Annotated in this window: 17 protein-coding genes; 6 read left to right on the top strand and 11 right to left on the bottom strand. The window is 58.5% G+C overall.

Annotation, left to right across the window (positions count from 1 at the left end):
- Nucleotides 1–41 precede the first annotated feature (41 nt).
- The 4 genes from ACJSDX_RS02710 to ACJSDX_RS02695 form a co-directional block, all read right to left on the bottom strand.
- The gene (locus ACJSDX_RS02710; protein WP_407993557.1) at nt 42–1022 is read right to left on the bottom strand and encodes a restriction endonuclease; all 981 of its coding nucleotides are present in this window, start codon (nt 1020–1022) and stop codon (nt 42–44) included.
- Nucleotides 1023–1208: 186 nt separating this feature from the next.
- Nucleotides 1209–1943: a dienelactone hydrolase family protein gene (locus tag ACJSDX_RS02705; protein WP_407993375.1), complete on the bottom strand. Its 735-nt coding sequence runs from the start codon at nt 1941–1943 to the stop codon at nt 1209–1211.
- Between the two features lie 158 nt (nt 1944–2101).
- Nucleotides 2102–2509, bottom strand: coding sequence for a PsiF family protein (locus ACJSDX_RS02700; RefSeq protein WP_407993374.1), 408 nt, complete (start codon nt 2507–2509; stop codon nt 2102–2104).
- 121 nt (nt 2510–2630) lie between these two features.
- Nucleotides 2631–2753, bottom strand: coding sequence for a hypothetical protein (locus ACJSDX_RS02695; RefSeq protein WP_309565856.1), 123 nt, complete (start codon nt 2751–2753; stop codon nt 2631–2633).
- 201 nt (nt 2754–2954) lie between these two features.
- Between ACJSDX_RS02695 and ACJSDX_RS02690 the strand changes: the two genes are divergently transcribed.
- Nucleotides 2955–3200, top strand: a complete 246-nt coding sequence (locus ACJSDX_RS02690) for a hypothetical protein (RefSeq protein WP_407993373.1) — start codon at nt 2955–2957, stop codon at nt 3198–3200.
- Between the two features lie 22 nt (nt 3201–3222).
- Here the strand turns inward: ACJSDX_RS02690 and gnd are convergent, their stop codons facing one another.
- Together gnd and ACJSDX_RS02680 are read right to left on the bottom strand one after the other, a co-directional pair.
- Nucleotides 3223–4734, bottom strand: a complete 1512-nt coding sequence (gene gnd, locus ACJSDX_RS02685) for an NADP-dependent phosphogluconate dehydrogenase (RefSeq protein WP_407993372.1) — start codon at nt 4732–4734, stop codon at nt 3223–3225.
- 176 nt (nt 4735–4910) lie between these two features.
- Nucleotides 4911–5321 (bottom strand): MerC domain-containing protein, encoded by a 411-nt coding sequence (locus ACJSDX_RS02680; protein ID WP_407993371.1) that lies wholly within the window; start codon nt 5319–5321, stop codon nt 4911–4913.
- Nucleotides 5322–5664: 343 nt separating this feature from the next.
- On the opposite strand from ACJSDX_RS02680, the gene ACJSDX_RS02675 reads away from it, so the two are divergent.
- The 3 genes from ACJSDX_RS02675 (at nt 5665) to ACJSDX_RS02665 (ending at nt 7150) form a co-directional block, all read left to right on the top strand.
- Nucleotides 5665–6018: a hypothetical protein gene (locus ACJSDX_RS02675; RefSeq protein ID WP_407993370.1), complete on the top strand. Its 354-nt coding sequence runs from the start codon at nt 5665–5667 to the stop codon at nt 6016–6018.
- A 14-nt stretch (nt 6019–6032) separates the two neighbouring features.
- Nucleotides 6033–6569, top strand: coding sequence for a glycine zipper family protein (locus ACJSDX_RS02670; RefSeq protein WP_309565852.1), 537 nt, complete (start codon nt 6033–6035; stop codon nt 6567–6569).
- A gap of 71 nt (nt 6570–6640) precedes the next feature.
- Entirely contained in the window at nt 6641–7150 is a 510-nt protein-coding gene (locus tag ACJSDX_RS02665) for a hypothetical protein (protein WP_407993369.1), read from the top strand.
- A 22-nt stretch (nt 7151–7172) separates the two neighbouring features.
- Here the strand turns inward: ACJSDX_RS02665 and ACJSDX_RS02660 are convergent, their stop codons facing one another.
- The gene (locus tag ACJSDX_RS02660; RefSeq protein ID WP_407993368.1) at nt 7173–7871 is read right to left on the bottom strand and encodes a uracil-DNA glycosylase; all 699 of its coding nucleotides are present in this window, start codon (nt 7869–7871) and stop codon (nt 7173–7175) included.
- Nucleotides 7872–8037: 166 nt separating this feature from the next.
- On the opposite strand from ACJSDX_RS02660, the gene ACJSDX_RS02655 reads away from it, so the two are divergent.
- A complete protein-coding gene (locus tag ACJSDX_RS02655) occupies nt 8038–8334 on the top strand; it encodes a hypothetical protein (RefSeq protein WP_407993367.1) in 297 nt (98 codons plus the stop codon).
- 1 nt (nt 8335) lies between these two features.
- Here ACJSDX_RS02655 and ACJSDX_RS02650 read toward each other — a convergent pair whose 3' ends face one another.
- Complete coding sequence (locus ACJSDX_RS02650; protein WP_407993366.1) at nt 8336–9235, bottom strand: LysR family transcriptional regulator; 900 nt, start codon at nt 9233–9235, stop codon at nt 8336–8338.
- Nucleotides 9236–9352: 117 nt separating this feature from the next.
- Here ACJSDX_RS02650 and ACJSDX_RS02645 point away from each other — a divergent pair, with 117 nt between their 5' ends.
- Complete coding sequence (locus ACJSDX_RS02645; RefSeq protein WP_407993556.1) at nt 9353–10105, top strand: SDR family NAD(P)-dependent oxidoreductase; 753 nt, start codon at nt 9353–9355, stop codon at nt 10103–10105.
- A gap of 91 nt (nt 10106–10196) precedes the next feature.
- On the opposite strand, the gene ACJSDX_RS02640 is transcribed toward ACJSDX_RS02645, so the two are convergent.
- Genes ACJSDX_RS02640 through ACJSDX_RS02630 form a run of 3 tightly spaced genes read right to left on the bottom strand, consistent with a single transcriptional unit; the run spans nt 10197 to nt 12827 of the window.
- Nucleotides 10197–11414: a hybrid sensor histidine kinase/response regulator gene (locus ACJSDX_RS02640; RefSeq protein WP_407993365.1), complete on the bottom strand. Its 1218-nt coding sequence runs from the start codon at nt 11412–11414 to the stop codon at nt 10197–10199.
- The gene (locus ACJSDX_RS02635) at nt 11404–12015 is read right to left on the bottom strand and encodes a chemotaxis protein CheB (protein ID WP_407993364.1); all 612 of its coding nucleotides are present in this window, start codon (nt 12013–12015) and stop codon (nt 11404–11406) included. Before ACJSDX_RS02635 ends, ACJSDX_RS02640 begins: the two co-directional genes overlap by 11 nt.
- Entirely contained in the window at nt 12012–12827 is an 816-nt protein-coding gene (locus ACJSDX_RS02630; RefSeq protein WP_407993363.1) for a CheR family methyltransferase, read from the bottom strand. Before ACJSDX_RS02630 ends, ACJSDX_RS02635 begins: the two co-directional genes overlap by 4 nt.
- Nucleotides 12828–12859 lie beyond the last annotated feature (32 nt).

Below are 12859 nucleotides of genomic sequence, written 5' to 3'. Positions count from 1 at the left end.
TGGTTGTGTCCTGGCATTCGCGAAGTGTTTTCTCGGCAAGTTCAAGCTGGCCAGTACAGCCGCTTGAGCGGCACGATTCGTTTGGTTTCGGCGTCGGTACCGTCGTAGTGCTCGATCAGGCCGCGTACCACATGATCCAGCGTCCACATCGCTAGCGGGATGGAGGCACGGTCGGCTTCGTATTGGGCATCTTTGGTAAATCCGCCTGTGCTGACGTACAACCCACGATCATCTTTATGGCGGCCTCCCAGAAAGCTGCGAATGTCCTGGCTGCCTATTTGTCCTTTTTGGTGTTTGACCTCTACGACGATGCGCGGGTGCTCGAAACCAAAACCGTCTGGTGAGGCGACGATATCCTTGCCTCGATCCGAGCCGGGAGGGGATATTTGGGTCTTGTAGCCCATGGCGCGCAGGATGCCTGCAACGAGTTGTTGCATTTCATCCCAATCCAGCTTGTTGACCAGGTCTTTGATTCGCTCAAGGGCTTGGGAGTCAATATCTGCAAGCGGGTCATCAATGATGTCATCTGTTGCAGCTTCGGTGGGTTGAGATGTGCCTTGCAATATTCCGAGGATTTCATTTATCACTATTGCAGGAACTTCAAAAACAGTCATGGTCGAGCCGAGGCTGTTTTTACTGGGGGTGCTTAAATCATCACGGGCCAACTCTTGAGCTTGCCATTTTACCTGCCGCACAAGAGCCATGCCTTGATCTGCTAAGTCCTGGTGATATTCAGACTGACTGAGAATTTTGCCGACCAGATAAGTACGATTGATAGGAGAGTAGGTAATAACCCAATCATCGACACTGATTTCATTCACAAATCGCCAGACCTGCGATGCGCCAGAAATAATGGTGCCTGGTTTTGCGTGAGGCTCTATTTGTTCGTAGAGGGCAATTAATTGCTTGCGGGAAATGCCGGGTTTTGCATGCTGTGCGAATTGGCTCCAACCGATTGCGGCGATATTGTTTTCTCTGAAGGCCTCGTAAAGGCTTCCGCCATCTCCCCGTATCATCCACATTCTTGCCAATCTGTTTCTCCCTTGGTTAAGCCTTAATTTTTGTTTGATTTTATCAGTTATCGATTTGCAAATGGCCGCAAGTATGGGATTCGAATATGCAGCTTGTCGGGGTTAGAGACGATGATCAAATTGGAAAATGCAGATAATAAAAAACCGCAGGTATGAAGCTGCGGTTTTGAGTTTTGCTTACAGCGTATTGCTGAACAGCTGCAAGGCCAGCTGGTAGCCTGTGGCGGCGAGCTGTGGATCATAGCGCTCGCCCTCGTCGCGCATGAAGGCGTGCTGGCCGTTGAACTCGTGCCAGGTGAAGCTGAGGCCTGCGTCCGTCAATTGTTGGTAAACCTGCACGCGGCCTGCGGTGGGGATGTGGTTGTCCTGTTTGCCCCAGATCATGAGCAGCTCGCCCTTGATGTCGGCCAGGCGCTCCATGCTGTGCTGGCCCGGCTTGTTGGGGATGACCTGGGTATGCAGGTCGGTCGCGTAGAAGCAGGCGGTGGCCTTGACCTCAGGTTGCAGGGCGGCGCGGAATGCAAGATGGCCACCAATACAGAAACCTGCGGCACCGATGTTGCCGTTGAACCATGGCTGGGTTTGTACCCATTCGATCATGGCACGGTTGTCGCTGTCGTAGCCCTGCACGTCCTTGGTCGACTTGTCGGCATTGCCCTTGTCGCGGCCCGCATCGTCGTAGGCGAGCACGGTGCCGATCGGGTTGAGTTCGTGGAAGACTTCCGGCACCAGCACAGCGTAGCCGTGGCCTGCCAGGAAGCGTGCGGCACGCTCGATCGGGCCGGTCTGCTGGAATATCTCGGAGTAGAACAGGATCGCAGGGAATCGGCCTTCGCCGGCAGGACGATGCACAAAGGTGCGCATGATGCCGGTTGGGGTTTCCAGGTCGACGATATGGCTTTGAATCAGCATTACGTGGCTCCTCCCACAAAATAAATTATCAATGGCTGCCTATATTCTATCGCGCCAGGCGCAATTCATGCAGGGATATCAAGCGGATGCGGGGCAAATCAGGCAGGCCAGCCCCGGAAACGGCATTGAACAGGCGCCGGGGCTGGCTGGATGGCGGGTTAGTTGGTGGACAGGCAGCTCTTCATGAAATCCTTGCGAGCGTCGCCGCTCAGGTTTTTCTTGCCTGCCTCGGTATTGCAGCTCTTCATTTTCTGCTGCTGGGAATTGCCGGCTAGCTCAGGCGTTCCGGACAGACAGTTCTTCATGAACGCCTTACGTTCGTCGCCCTTGAGGTTCTTTTCGCCAGCGGAGGCGTTGCATGACTTCATGCGCTCCTGCTGGGTGTTGGCCGGCGTATCGGCGGTGGCGGACAGGCACGATTTCATGAAGTCCTTGCGGGCGTCACCGCTCAGGCTCTTGGCGGCAGCCTCGGCATTGCAGGACTTCATCTTGTCCTGCTGCGGGTTGGCCTGGGCGGTGCTGATACAGAGGATGGATAACAACAGGGCGCTGATGAGCGGTTTCATTGCAAAGGTCTCCTCGTCGGATGGTTGAGCCAAGTCCTGGCTTGTCGGGAACTGCAATGCCTATCTTACTGCCAATTCCGCCCACGGGGTCGCTGTGGAGCGGTGAAGTGACAATTGTTGACTAAGACAATTCTTCCACAATGTCCATCAAGGTATGCTGCACGTAAATGACGCCCAGCGCCAGGGCGTTGGCTAGGCGCAGCAGGGGCTGGCTGAGGAGTTGCATGGCGGTTTCCTGATTCATGAAATTCCTCGCCATCATCCCTCGACAGTATGACAATGATGTGATCCGAAAACCGGTGCCGTGCCAACCGATGAATGCATATACGGGTCGGCGTTGAAAAGCATGCAACGCGGGGATCAAGGCTTTAAACCCTTGCAGGAATTGGTATCCGGCCTGCAAAATCCACATAAATACAGTCGTTGATTGACGGGGGATGATGTTATGCAGCAGTCATTGCTACAAGCCGTGGAGCTGGCGTTGAATGACGATTGGGATGCTGCCCATGAGATTGCGCAGGATTCCAACGACGTGGTTGCGCATTGGATCCATGCCGTATTGCACAAGATCGAGGGCGACGAGTGGAACAGCCGCTATTGGTACCGGCGGACTCCGCACGAATATGAGGAGTATGCAGACCCCAAGGCGGAACTGCGGGCGATTGCCGCGGCATTGAAAGGCGGGAACTGAAACTTCCCGCCTTAAGTCACGTTTATACCTTTAACTGAGGACGTCCCGGTTCAGGCCAGTCGGTGTGGAAGAATTCGCCGCGTGGCTGGTCCGTGCGTTCGTAGGTATGGGCGCCGAAGTAGTCGCGTTGCGCTTGCAGCAGGTTGGCCGGTAGCGACGCGCTGCGGTAGCCGTCGTAATAGGACAGCGCTGCGCAGAACGCCTGGGCCGGGATGCCGTTGCGTACCGCAAGCGATACCACTTCCCGCCAGCTTTCCTGTCCTTCATCGAGCGCCTCGGTGAAGTAAGGGTCCAGCATCAGGTTCTTCAGGCGTGAATCCAGCGCATAGGCATCGGTGATCTTCTGCAGGAAACGGGCGCGGATGATGCAGCCGCCACGCCAGATTTGCGCAATCTCGCCGAAGTTGAGCTTCCAGTTGTAGGCGACCTGGGCCTTGTCCATCAATTGGAAGCCCTGGGCGTAGGCGCATATCTTGGAGCAATACAAGGCATTGCGGATCGCCTCGATCAGCTTCTCGCGGTCGGATTCCAGCTTGATTGCAGGCCCCTTGAGGATGCCGCTGGCTTCGACGCGTTCATCCTTGACTGTCGACAACGCGCGCGCGAACACGGCAGCGGCGATCGCATTGGCCGGGGAGCCCAGTTCAAGCGCGTTGGCGGCGGTCCATTGACCGGTGCCCTTCTGCCCTGCGGCATCCATGATCTTGTCCACGAGGAAGCCGTCGCCGGCAGGGTCCTTCTGCTGCAGGATGTCCCCGGTGATCTCGATCAGGAAGCTCGACAGCTCGCCCTTGTTCCATTCCTCGAATACCTTGCCGATTTCGTCCGCTCGCATGCCGAGCAGGTTCTTCATGAGCCAATAGGCTTCGCAGATCAGCTGCATGTCGATGTATTCGATGCCGTTGTGCACCATCTTGACGTAATGTCCCGCGCCGTCTGGGCCGATGTACTCGGCGCAGGAGAAGCCGCCTTGCAACGGCTTGCCCGGCTCGGCGCCCTCGATGGGCTTGCCGGTGCGCGGGTCCACCTTGGCGGCGATGTCGCGCCAGATCGGCTCCAGGGACGACCATGCCTTGCGTGTGCCGCTGGGCATGAGCGACGGGCCGAAGCGCGCGCCGGTCTCGCCGCCCGATACGCCCGAGCCGATGAATTCGAGTCCCTTGGCCTTGAGTTCCTTCTCGCGGCGGATGGTATCCGTCCAGAGTGCATTGCCGCCATCGATGATGATGTCGCCTTCCTCCAGGAACGGGATCAACGCATTGATGGTGACGTCGGTTGCGCTGCCGGCTTTCACCAGCAATACGATCTTGCGGGGACGCTTGATGCTCAATACGAAGGTGGCGAGGTCTTCAAAGCCCTTGAGGTTGCCGGCGGAAGGCTCGTTGTCCTTGCAGTGGGCGATGAATTTGCGTGTTTTTTCCGGGTCGCGGTTATAAACGGAGATCGTGTAGCCGTGATCTGCGATGTTGAGTGCTAGGTTCTGCCCCATGACTGCCAAACCAATGAGGCCAATATCTGCGGTATTTGTACTCATGATGATTGCTTCTTGTTAATTAGGGTGGATAGAAACGAGAGCCAAAACCAACGCGCGAGCATATATAACTCGGTAAATATACAACTCTGTAAAACGGCTCCCAAGCCAGACTATAGACCTTTATGGAAAAACCTTCAAAGCCAAAGTTCCGGGAATTTTGGAAATTGTGATGGTTTTTATGGGTTTGCCGGGCTTGTGCCGGCGAGGTGGGAAATGAGCTTGAGACGGCGGTTGAGGGTATGGCCTGCGATCAGAAGCAAACTGCCCGGTATCGTCAGTGCGATTTCGGCAGCGGTGTTCATGGGCACGAATGCGGCGGCGCCTACCAAGGCCAGCCCGGCGGCCAGCAACAGGCTGGGCTTGCCATCGCCGTGATGGCGCAAACCCGACCATGCGCCGAAAATGGCTGCGGGCAGCAGGGCAATGAACAGCCAGACGTGCACAGCCTCATCGAGGAACACGGAAAGCGGCAGGATCATGGCGATCAAGGGCAGCACGGTACAGTGGATCAGGCAAAGCAGCGAGACGAAATTGCCGAATTTGTCCCAGCTAAGGAATTTTGGATCGGTGAGGCGGATGATGTGCACCACAGTTGCAGAGGTTAACGAATGTGGATTCTAGCCCAATGCGTGGCGTGGAGCAACTGTGTTGCAATTTTATGACACGGGGAACCGGTAGTTTTTCTCAGCCTGTGGTTATTCTCTTTGCCTGCCCAATCCGGCAGTCGGTCGACTGAGAAAGGGCATGCTGGCTGCGATGGCTCTCAGAGGATTGTTTACCCAGAATTACCTAACTTTACACTGGCCCTACAAACTTAGGCTCAGCCTTGCCAGTCTTACGTTTACTTTCCAAACAAGGGACGAATCGAGGTGTATGGTGGCAATCTCTAAACGGTCGATGATACTTCTTGCACTGACCGGCAGCTTGCTGATGAGCGTGAGTGCCCAGGCTGACCCATGGCGGGGCGGGCACCGTCATGGCGGCGGCCCCAATATCGGGTTTTATTTTGGCCCAGGTTTCTATGGTCCCGGCTGGGGGCCTTATTATCCGCGCCCCTACTACGCAGTGCCTACCTATCCCTATTACCCGCCCGTGATCGTCGCCCCCGCGCCGGCGCCCGTGCCGCCGCCGGTCTACATCGAGCAGGTTCCGCAGCAAAGCGCCGCGCCCGAGGCGGCGGATAGCGGGTATTGGTATTACTGCAAGCAGCCGGAAGGTTACTACCCCTACGTGAAGGAATGCCCTGCGGGCTGGCAAAAGGTTGCGCCGCAGCCGGCACGGTAATGGAAGGAAGCATCATGAAACGCGTTGCCGCATTGATTCCGTTGCTGTTGTTGAGCGCCTGCGCCACCTTGCCCCCGGACGGCCCGAGCCGCATGGCCCTGCCGGGCAGCACCAAGAGTTTCGACCAATTCCGCTATGACGACGGCATTTGCCGCCAGTTCGGCCTGGAGCAAAGCGGCTCTGCCAAGACCGCGGCCCAGGATAGCGCAGTGACGAGTGCCGCAGTGGGCACGGTGGTGGGCGGTTTGCTCGGCGCCGCGGTCGGCGGGCATGAAGGGGCTGCCGTCGGCGCGGGTTCCGGCTTGCTGGTCGGCACCATGGCCGGTACCGGCATGGCGGCGGACTCCTACCAGGCTTCCCAAGCGCGTTACGACAATGCCTATACGCAATGCATGTACGCCAAGGGGCACAAGGTGGCGGTGTCGGGCAGGCTGGCCCAGGTTCGCGAGCAGGCGGCCCCTGTGCGCCGCAGCGTGCCGCCTCCGCCCCCGCCGCCGGGATATCGCGGCGAGCCGTTGTCGGCAGGCGTACCGCCGGATTACCGGGAATAGAACATTTTCAAGTTGTTTGCATGTATCGGGGATAGACAGCGCGTTCGAGAACGCAGGATCAGGAGGACAGTATGAAACAGGTGAATAAAAACAGACTTTGGTCAGCCCTTGGCATGGTATTGATTGCCAGCATGCTCGGCCAGGCGGCCGCCTATGCGGACCGGGACGACAGGCATGATCGGGGGCAGCGTCAGGAGCAGCGCTGGGATAGAGGCCATGACCGTGGTCATGGCGACCGGCAGTACCGGCAGCAAGACAGGCGTTGGGATCGCGGTGCGCGTCCCGTGATTGTGCAGCAGAACGTGCACTATCAATTCCGCGACCAGGACAGGGCAAGGCTGTATACGCAATACCAGCGCAGCCTGCGCGGGGTCAGGTGGGACCACAGGCCGGATTTCCGCGCCGGCTACGCCGTTCTGCCCGCGTATCGTCCCTATATCACTCCCGTACCGGTCCATGTGCTGCGCACGTTGCCACCGCCGCCGCCAGGATATGTGATCGGCTACTACCAGGGTTATAACGTGGTTTACGATCCTACCACCTATGTCATCCTGACGGCGATAGACCTGCTGGCAAGGTAACGCCGGGGCTGGACAGTGCGGTTCAGCGGGCTATCGGCTCTCCCCACTGCACCTCGCCCAGCCCAAAATTGCGCAATGCAGCATTGACCCTGGAATAGGGTTGGCTGCCGAAGAATCCGCGATGGGCGGACAGCGGAGAAGGGTGCGCCGAGCTGATGACATGATGCTGGGGAGCGATCAACGGACGGAATTGTTGCGCATGGCTCCCCCAGAGGATGAACACCAGCGGCGTCTCGCGCTGGCCCAGGTAGTGGATGACGGCGTGGGTGAACGCCTGCCATATCCTGCTATGGGCGCCCGCAACGCCGCCGCGCGTGGTGAGCGAGGCGTTGAGCAGCAGAACCCCTTGCTTCGCCCACGGCATCAGGTTGCCGCTCGACAGGGTCTGGCCCACGTCCGTTTGCATCTCCTTGATCATATTGCGCAATGATGGCGGCGGCCTGACCCCTTCCGGTACGGAAAACGACAAACCATGGGCTTGCTGGATGCCGCGGTCCTCGCCATGGTAAGGGTCCTGTCCCAGCAATACCACCCTCGCCTTTGCCGGCTCGACCTGGCGCAATGCCTCGAACCACAATCCCCGGCGCGGGCGTACATCCTCCACCGTCTCCAGGCTGGCGCTGATGCTGTTGTACAGCGCTTGCAATTCAGGAATCGCTTCCGCCCAGGCGGCAGGGAGCGACTCGGAATGCGGATGGGTCACGGGATCTAATACTGTCATTGTCGGTCTCAGGCATGTGGAAATGATGCGGCCTACGGTACTAAATTCATTGGTGCCGGGCAAGCGCAAAAGGCGTAATATCGTTCTGGCGTGTACCGCCCTGAGAATAGATACCAAGACAGGCGCCAGACTTGTCGGCGATATGATTCAACACTATGGAGAAAGCATGATGAAAACCCTGGCTATCCTATCCTTGTCCCTCTTTGCCACCATGCCTGCCATCGCCAAATCAGTGGCAGAAGATGAGTTCCAGGTCATGAAGGCTTGTCATGTGAATGCGACCGCCATGAATCTTGATGGGCACGTGCGTGAGCACTACCTCAACAATTGCGTGCTGTCGAAAACCTATGCGAGCGAGGCGGCACACCAGGTCCGCAAACAGTGCCAGATCAGTGCCACGGCGATGAACCTGGACGGGGATACGCGGCGTAATTACCTCGCCTCATGCCTGGCGAGCAATTGAATCAGGCAAGGTAGTCTTGTAACCGGCTCGCCAGCCAGTCCATGAATACGCGGACCCGGCGCGGTTGGTGGCGCCGGTTCGGGTATAGCATGGAGACTGGCATCGGCGCTGCGCGGTATTCCGGCAGCAGTTCGACCAGCCTGCCATGCTGGATATGAGTCTTGGCTGCCGCCTGCGGCACCTGGATGATGCCCAGCCCGGCCAGGCAGGCCTGGGTATACGCATCGCTGTTGTTCACCGTGATGATGGATTGCATCTTCATGCGTTTGGCGTCGTTTCCCTGCACGTATTCCCAGTACGCTTCCTCCGAACCCAGCACCTGCGCGTAATGCACCATGAAGTGCCGTTCCAGGCCGTCCAATGACAGCGGCATGCCGTGCCGCTGCAGATATGCCGGGCTGGCGCAGTTGACGATGGGGTGAATGCCGATCTGGCGCGCGACCAGCCCGGAATCCCCCAGGCTGCCGACGCGCAGCACGCAATCGAAGCCTTCCGCTACCAGGTCTACCCGGCGGTCGGTGCTGCTGAGCTCGATCTTGATGCCGGGATGCTGCTGCAGGAACGCAGGCAAGTGCGGTATCAGCACTTCGCGTGCGACGGCAAGCGGCACATCCACGCGGATGCGCCCTTGAATGCCTTTTTCGTCGAGCAGGAACATGGATTCCAGCTCGTCCACGTCGGTCAGCAAATCCTTGCAGCGCTGGTAGAACAATTGGCCGTCATGGGTGAGTACCACCTTGCGCGTGGTGCGTTGCAGCAGCCTGGTCCCTAGGTGGGCTTCGAGGTTCTGCACCGCCATCGAGATACTGCCCTTGGGCAGGCCGAGGCTGATGGCGGCCTGGGTGAAGCTCGAGAGTTCCGCAACGCGCGCAAACACCGTCATGGCATGCAGCTTGTCCATAAAGTGATTTCCATTTTGTTCAAATTATTTGAACAGTGTAATCATTTGTTTAGTATTTATCACGATTTGTTATCGCAATAGACTGTGTCCACATTCATTTACCAAGGAGGCAGCATCATGGGCAAGATCGCGATTATCACCGGCGGCAACCGCGGACTGGGGCGCAACATGGCCCTCCACCTCGCGCGCAAGGGCGTGGACAGTATCATCACCTACCGCAACGGCAGGGAACAGGCAGACGCGGTGGTCGCCGAGATTGGGCAATTGGGGGCGAAAGCCGCCGCCTTGCAGCTGGACGTGGGCGACAGCAGCAGCTTTGCGGCTTTTGCCGGGAGCGTGCGCCCACTGTTGCAGCAATGGGGCAGGCAGGATTTCGATTTCCTCGTCAATAACGCCGGCATAGGCATTCATAGCCCGATCATCGAGACCACGGAGCAGCAGTTTGACGAACTGGTGAATATTCATTTCAAAGGCGTGTTTTTCCTCACCCAGGCATTGCTGCCCTTGATGCGGGACGGCGGGCACATCCTCAACGTCTCCAGCGGCCTCACGCGCTTCTCGCTACCGGGCTATGCCGCCTACGCCGCAATGAAGGGCGGGATCGAGGTGCTGACCAAGTATCTTGCCAGGGAGCTGGGCTCGCGCGGCATCCGGGTTAACGTGCTGGCGCCCGGGGCCATAGAGACCGACTTTGGCGGCGGCGCGGTGCGCGACAATGAGGATATCAACCGTTTCGTAGCCGAGCAGACGGCATTGGGACGCGTAGGCCTGCCTGACGACATTGGAGGGTTGGTGGCGGTGTTGCTGTCGGAAGAGAGCGGTTGGGTCAACGGCCAGCGCATCGAGGCATCCGGCGGAATGTTCTTGTAACGCATATGTTTGGCTTGTAAGCAGGTGCCGATCCACGCACCTGCTGCCGGGACTTAATATTCCGCACGCAGCCATCGCGGACTTTCTGTGTTTAAGCGTGGTGCGCCGTTTGCTGGATTTGCAGCGGCAGATGCAGCGTGAACGTGGAGCCTTCGCCGAGAGTGCTTTGCACCGTGATCCTGCCCTGGTGCGCTTCTGCCAGTTGCTGTGCAATATAGAGTCCCAACCCAAGCCCCGCGCTCACCTGGTTGCCCTGGCAGCGCTCGAAGGCGAGGAAGATGCGGGCCTGGTCTTCGGGCGAGATGCCCAATCCCTGGTCCTTGACGGCAATCAAGGCATGGCCTGCTTGCTGTTGCAGCGAGATATGGATGGGTTTTGCATTGCCATAGCGCATGGCGTTGGTGAGCAGGTTGGCAATGATCTGCTCCAGGCGGAAAGCGTCCCATTCGCCGTGGATCTGTTCTTCCGCGTCCAGCTCGAGGGTATAGCCCAGCGTCTTTGCCTGCGGCGTCAGGTCGTGCACCAGGCGTTGCAGCAGTTCGGTCAGGTTGGTGCTGATCGGGCGCACGGACAATTTGCCGCTGGAGATGCGTGTGAGGTCCAGCATGTCGTCGATCAGGCGGATCATGTTCTTGATCTGCCGGCGGTCGCGTTCCGTCATCTTTTGCAGTTCCGGCTGGGTGAAGGCGGCGAGGTTGTCGCGCTCCAGCTGCAAGGTGCGCACCTGCACATCCAGGAACAGGGTGTTGAGGGGCGTGCGCAGTTCGTGCGCGACCATGGAGATGAAGTTGTCGCGGACGGTGATGGATTTCTCCAGCTCGGCTTGCGTGTGGCGCAGTTCCGCCAGCAGCGATTCCTGTTTTTTCCTGCTGGCTTCCAGCTCGGCGACCTGCCGCTGGATTTCCATGCGTTGTTGGTGCAGCGCGACGAAGACGTTGACCTTGCTCTTGACGGCGCCGATGTCGAGCGGCTTGTGGAGGAAATCGACGGCGCCGGTGGCATAGCCGCGGAAATCGAAGTTGGACTCAGTGGCGGCCGCGGTGACGAAGACGATGGGGATGTCGCGTGTCTTGGCCGTGCCGCGCATGAAGTTGGCAAGCTCGAAACCATCCATGCCCGGCATCTGCACATCGAGGATCGCCAGGGCGAAGTCGTGCTCCAGCATCAGCGCCAAGGCTTCTTCTCCCGATCGTGCCTCATAAATGACACGGTCCTCACCACGGATGATGGCAGCGAGCGCCTGCAGGTTTTCTGCCAAGTCATCCACAATCAGCAACTTGCTGGGCAGCAGCTCTGTATTAGTGGACATGTCTTTCCCCCAGTGTGATCAATAGTTGTTCGATATCCGACAGGCGCAGTATCAAGTCGGGCTTTTGCAGACTGATGGCTGCGCGCGGCATGTAATCTATTTCCGCTTCATCCGGATCCTGCACGACACTGAGGCCGCCGGCTTGCTTGACTGCCTGCAGGCCGGCGGCACCGTCCTGGTTCGCGCCCGTGAGCAGGATGCCCAGCAGGGCGGCTTCATAGGCGTCTGCGGCAGATTCCATCAGGATATCGATGGCCGGCCGCGAAAAGTGCAATGGCGCTTCGCAGCTCAGCGAGAACTGCAGGTTGTGCTCGATCGACAGGTGGTAGCCTGGCGGGGCGAAGTACAGGGTGCCGGGAGCAATCTCTTCCTTGTCTTCGGCCTCCTTCACCGGCAGGCTGAGATGGTGCTGGAACAGCTCCGCCAGTTTGCTTTCGCGCAGGTTCTGCATATGCAGCAGGGCGACGATGGGAATGGGGTAGCGCATCGGCAATCGATGGAAGAGTTTCAGCATGGCGTCGACGCCGCCTGCGGAAGCGCCGACGACGACCGCCTGGATCGTGCGCTGCTTCAAGGATTGAGTGAGTTTTTTCTGCATCATCCTATCTTGCGGAAAATACGTTCACGTTTCTGCACGGCTTCAAAATGCTGGCTGTAATCGGAGAAATCGATGCTTTCCTTGCTGCCCAGGCCCAGGAAGCCTCGATGGCACAACGATTCATGGAACAGCCCGAGCGCACGGTCCTGCAGCTTGCGGTTGAAGTAAATCAGCACGTTGCGGCAGGAGATCAGGTGCGTTTCCGAGAACACGCTGTCGGTGGCGAGGCTGTGGTCCGCGAAGGTGACGTTTTCACACAACGAGCGATCGAATAGCGCTGCATTGTAGGCCGCCGTATAGTAGTCGGAAAACGCCTGCCTCCCGCCTGCCTCCTGATAGTTCTTGGTGTAAAGCTGCATGCGCGACAACGGGAAAACGCCCTTGCGCGCCTTGTCCAGCGAAACCGGGTTGATGTCCGTGGCATAGATGATGGTGCGTTCCAGCAGGCCTTCCTCGCGCAGCAGGATGGCCAGGGAATAGACCTCCTCCCCGGTGCTGCATCCCGCGACCCAGATCTTGAGGGAAGGGTAGGTCCTGAGTATGGGCAGGACTTCCTCGCGCAGGCTGGCGTAATAGCCGGGGTCGCGGAACATCTCGCTCACCGGGATGGTGAGGAATTGCAGCAATTGCATGAACAGGTCGGCGTCATGCAGGATGCGCGCCTGCAGCTCCGAGACGGATTTGCAGGCGAAGGCGCGCACGGCCTGTACTACGCGCCGCTTTTGCGACGAGCCGGTGTAATCGCGGAAATCGTAGTTGTAGCGCAGGTAGATCGCCTCCGCCAGCAAGCGCAGCTCGATATCCAGCGTGCTCATGTGAGCGTGCGGCTGTTCCGGGGGGTGTCCAG

It is taken from the genome of Methylobacillus draconifructus (assembly GCF_045984355.1).
Classification (GTDB): domain Bacteria; phylum Pseudomonadota; class Gammaproteobacteria; order Burkholderiales; family Methylophilaceae; genus Methylobacillus; species Methylobacillus flagellatus_A.
The sequence above is the reverse complement of the archived record's forward strand: the minus strand, read 5'-3'. Positions and strand labels throughout refer to the sequence as shown.

Coding starts and splice junctions, on each gene's coding strand:
- ACJSDX_RS02675 (WP_407993370.1), top strand. CDS start 5,665: ATGAGCGTGAGTGCCCAGGCTGACCCATGGCGGGGCGGGCACCGTCAT.
- ACJSDX_RS02635 (WP_407993364.1), bottom strand. CDS start 12,015: ATGATGCAGAAAAAACTCACTCAATCCTTGAAGCAGCGCACGATCCAG.
- ACJSDX_RS02650 (WP_407993366.1), bottom strand. CDS start 9,235: ATGGACAAGCTGCATGCCATGACGGTGTTTGCGCGCGTTGCGGAACTC.
- ACJSDX_RS02695 (WP_309565856.1), bottom strand. CDS start 2,753: ATGAATCAGGAAACCGCCATGCAACTCCTCAGCCAGCCCCTGCTGCGC.
- ACJSDX_RS02630 (WP_407993363.1), bottom strand. CDS start 12,827: ATGAGCACGCTGGATATCGAGCTGCGCTTGCTGGCGGAGGCGATCTAC.
- ACJSDX_RS02645 (WP_407993556.1), top strand. CDS start 9,353: ATGGGCAAGATCGCGATTATCACCGGCGGCAACCGCGGACTGGGGCGC.
- ACJSDX_RS02655 (WP_407993367.1), top strand. CDS start 8,038: ATGATGAAAACCCTGGCTATCCTATCCTTGTCCCTCTTTGCCACCATG.
- ACJSDX_RS02705 (WP_407993375.1), bottom strand. CDS start 1,943: ATGCTGATTCAAAGCCATATCGTCGACCTGGAAACCCCAACCGGCATC.
- ACJSDX_RS02670 (WP_309565852.1), top strand. CDS start 6,033: ATGAAACGCGTTGCCGCATTGATTCCGTTGCTGTTGTTGAGCGCCTGC.
- ACJSDX_RS02700 (WP_407993374.1), bottom strand. CDS start 2,509: ATGAAACCGCTCATCAGCGCCCTGTTGTTATCCATCCTCTGTATCAGC.
- ACJSDX_RS02660 (WP_407993368.1), bottom strand. CDS start 7,871: ATGACAGTATTAGATCCCGTGACCCATCCGCATTCCGAGTCGCTCCCT.
- gnd (WP_407993372.1), bottom strand. CDS start 4,734: ATGAGTACAAATACCGCAGATATTGGCCTCATTGGTTTGGCAGTCATG.
- ACJSDX_RS02665 (WP_407993369.1), top strand. CDS start 6,641: ATGAAACAGGTGAATAAAAACAGACTTTGGTCAGCCCTTGGCATGGTA.
- ACJSDX_RS02710 (WP_407993557.1), bottom strand. CDS start 1,022: ATGTGGATGATACGGGGAGATGGCGGAAGCCTTTACGAGGCCTTCAGA.
- ACJSDX_RS02640 (WP_407993365.1), bottom strand. CDS start 11,414: ATGTCCACTAATACAGAGCTGCTGCCCAGCAAGTTGCTGATTGTGGAT.
- ACJSDX_RS02690 (WP_407993373.1), top strand. CDS start 2,955: ATGCAGCAGTCATTGCTACAAGCCGTGGAGCTGGCGTTGAATGACGAT.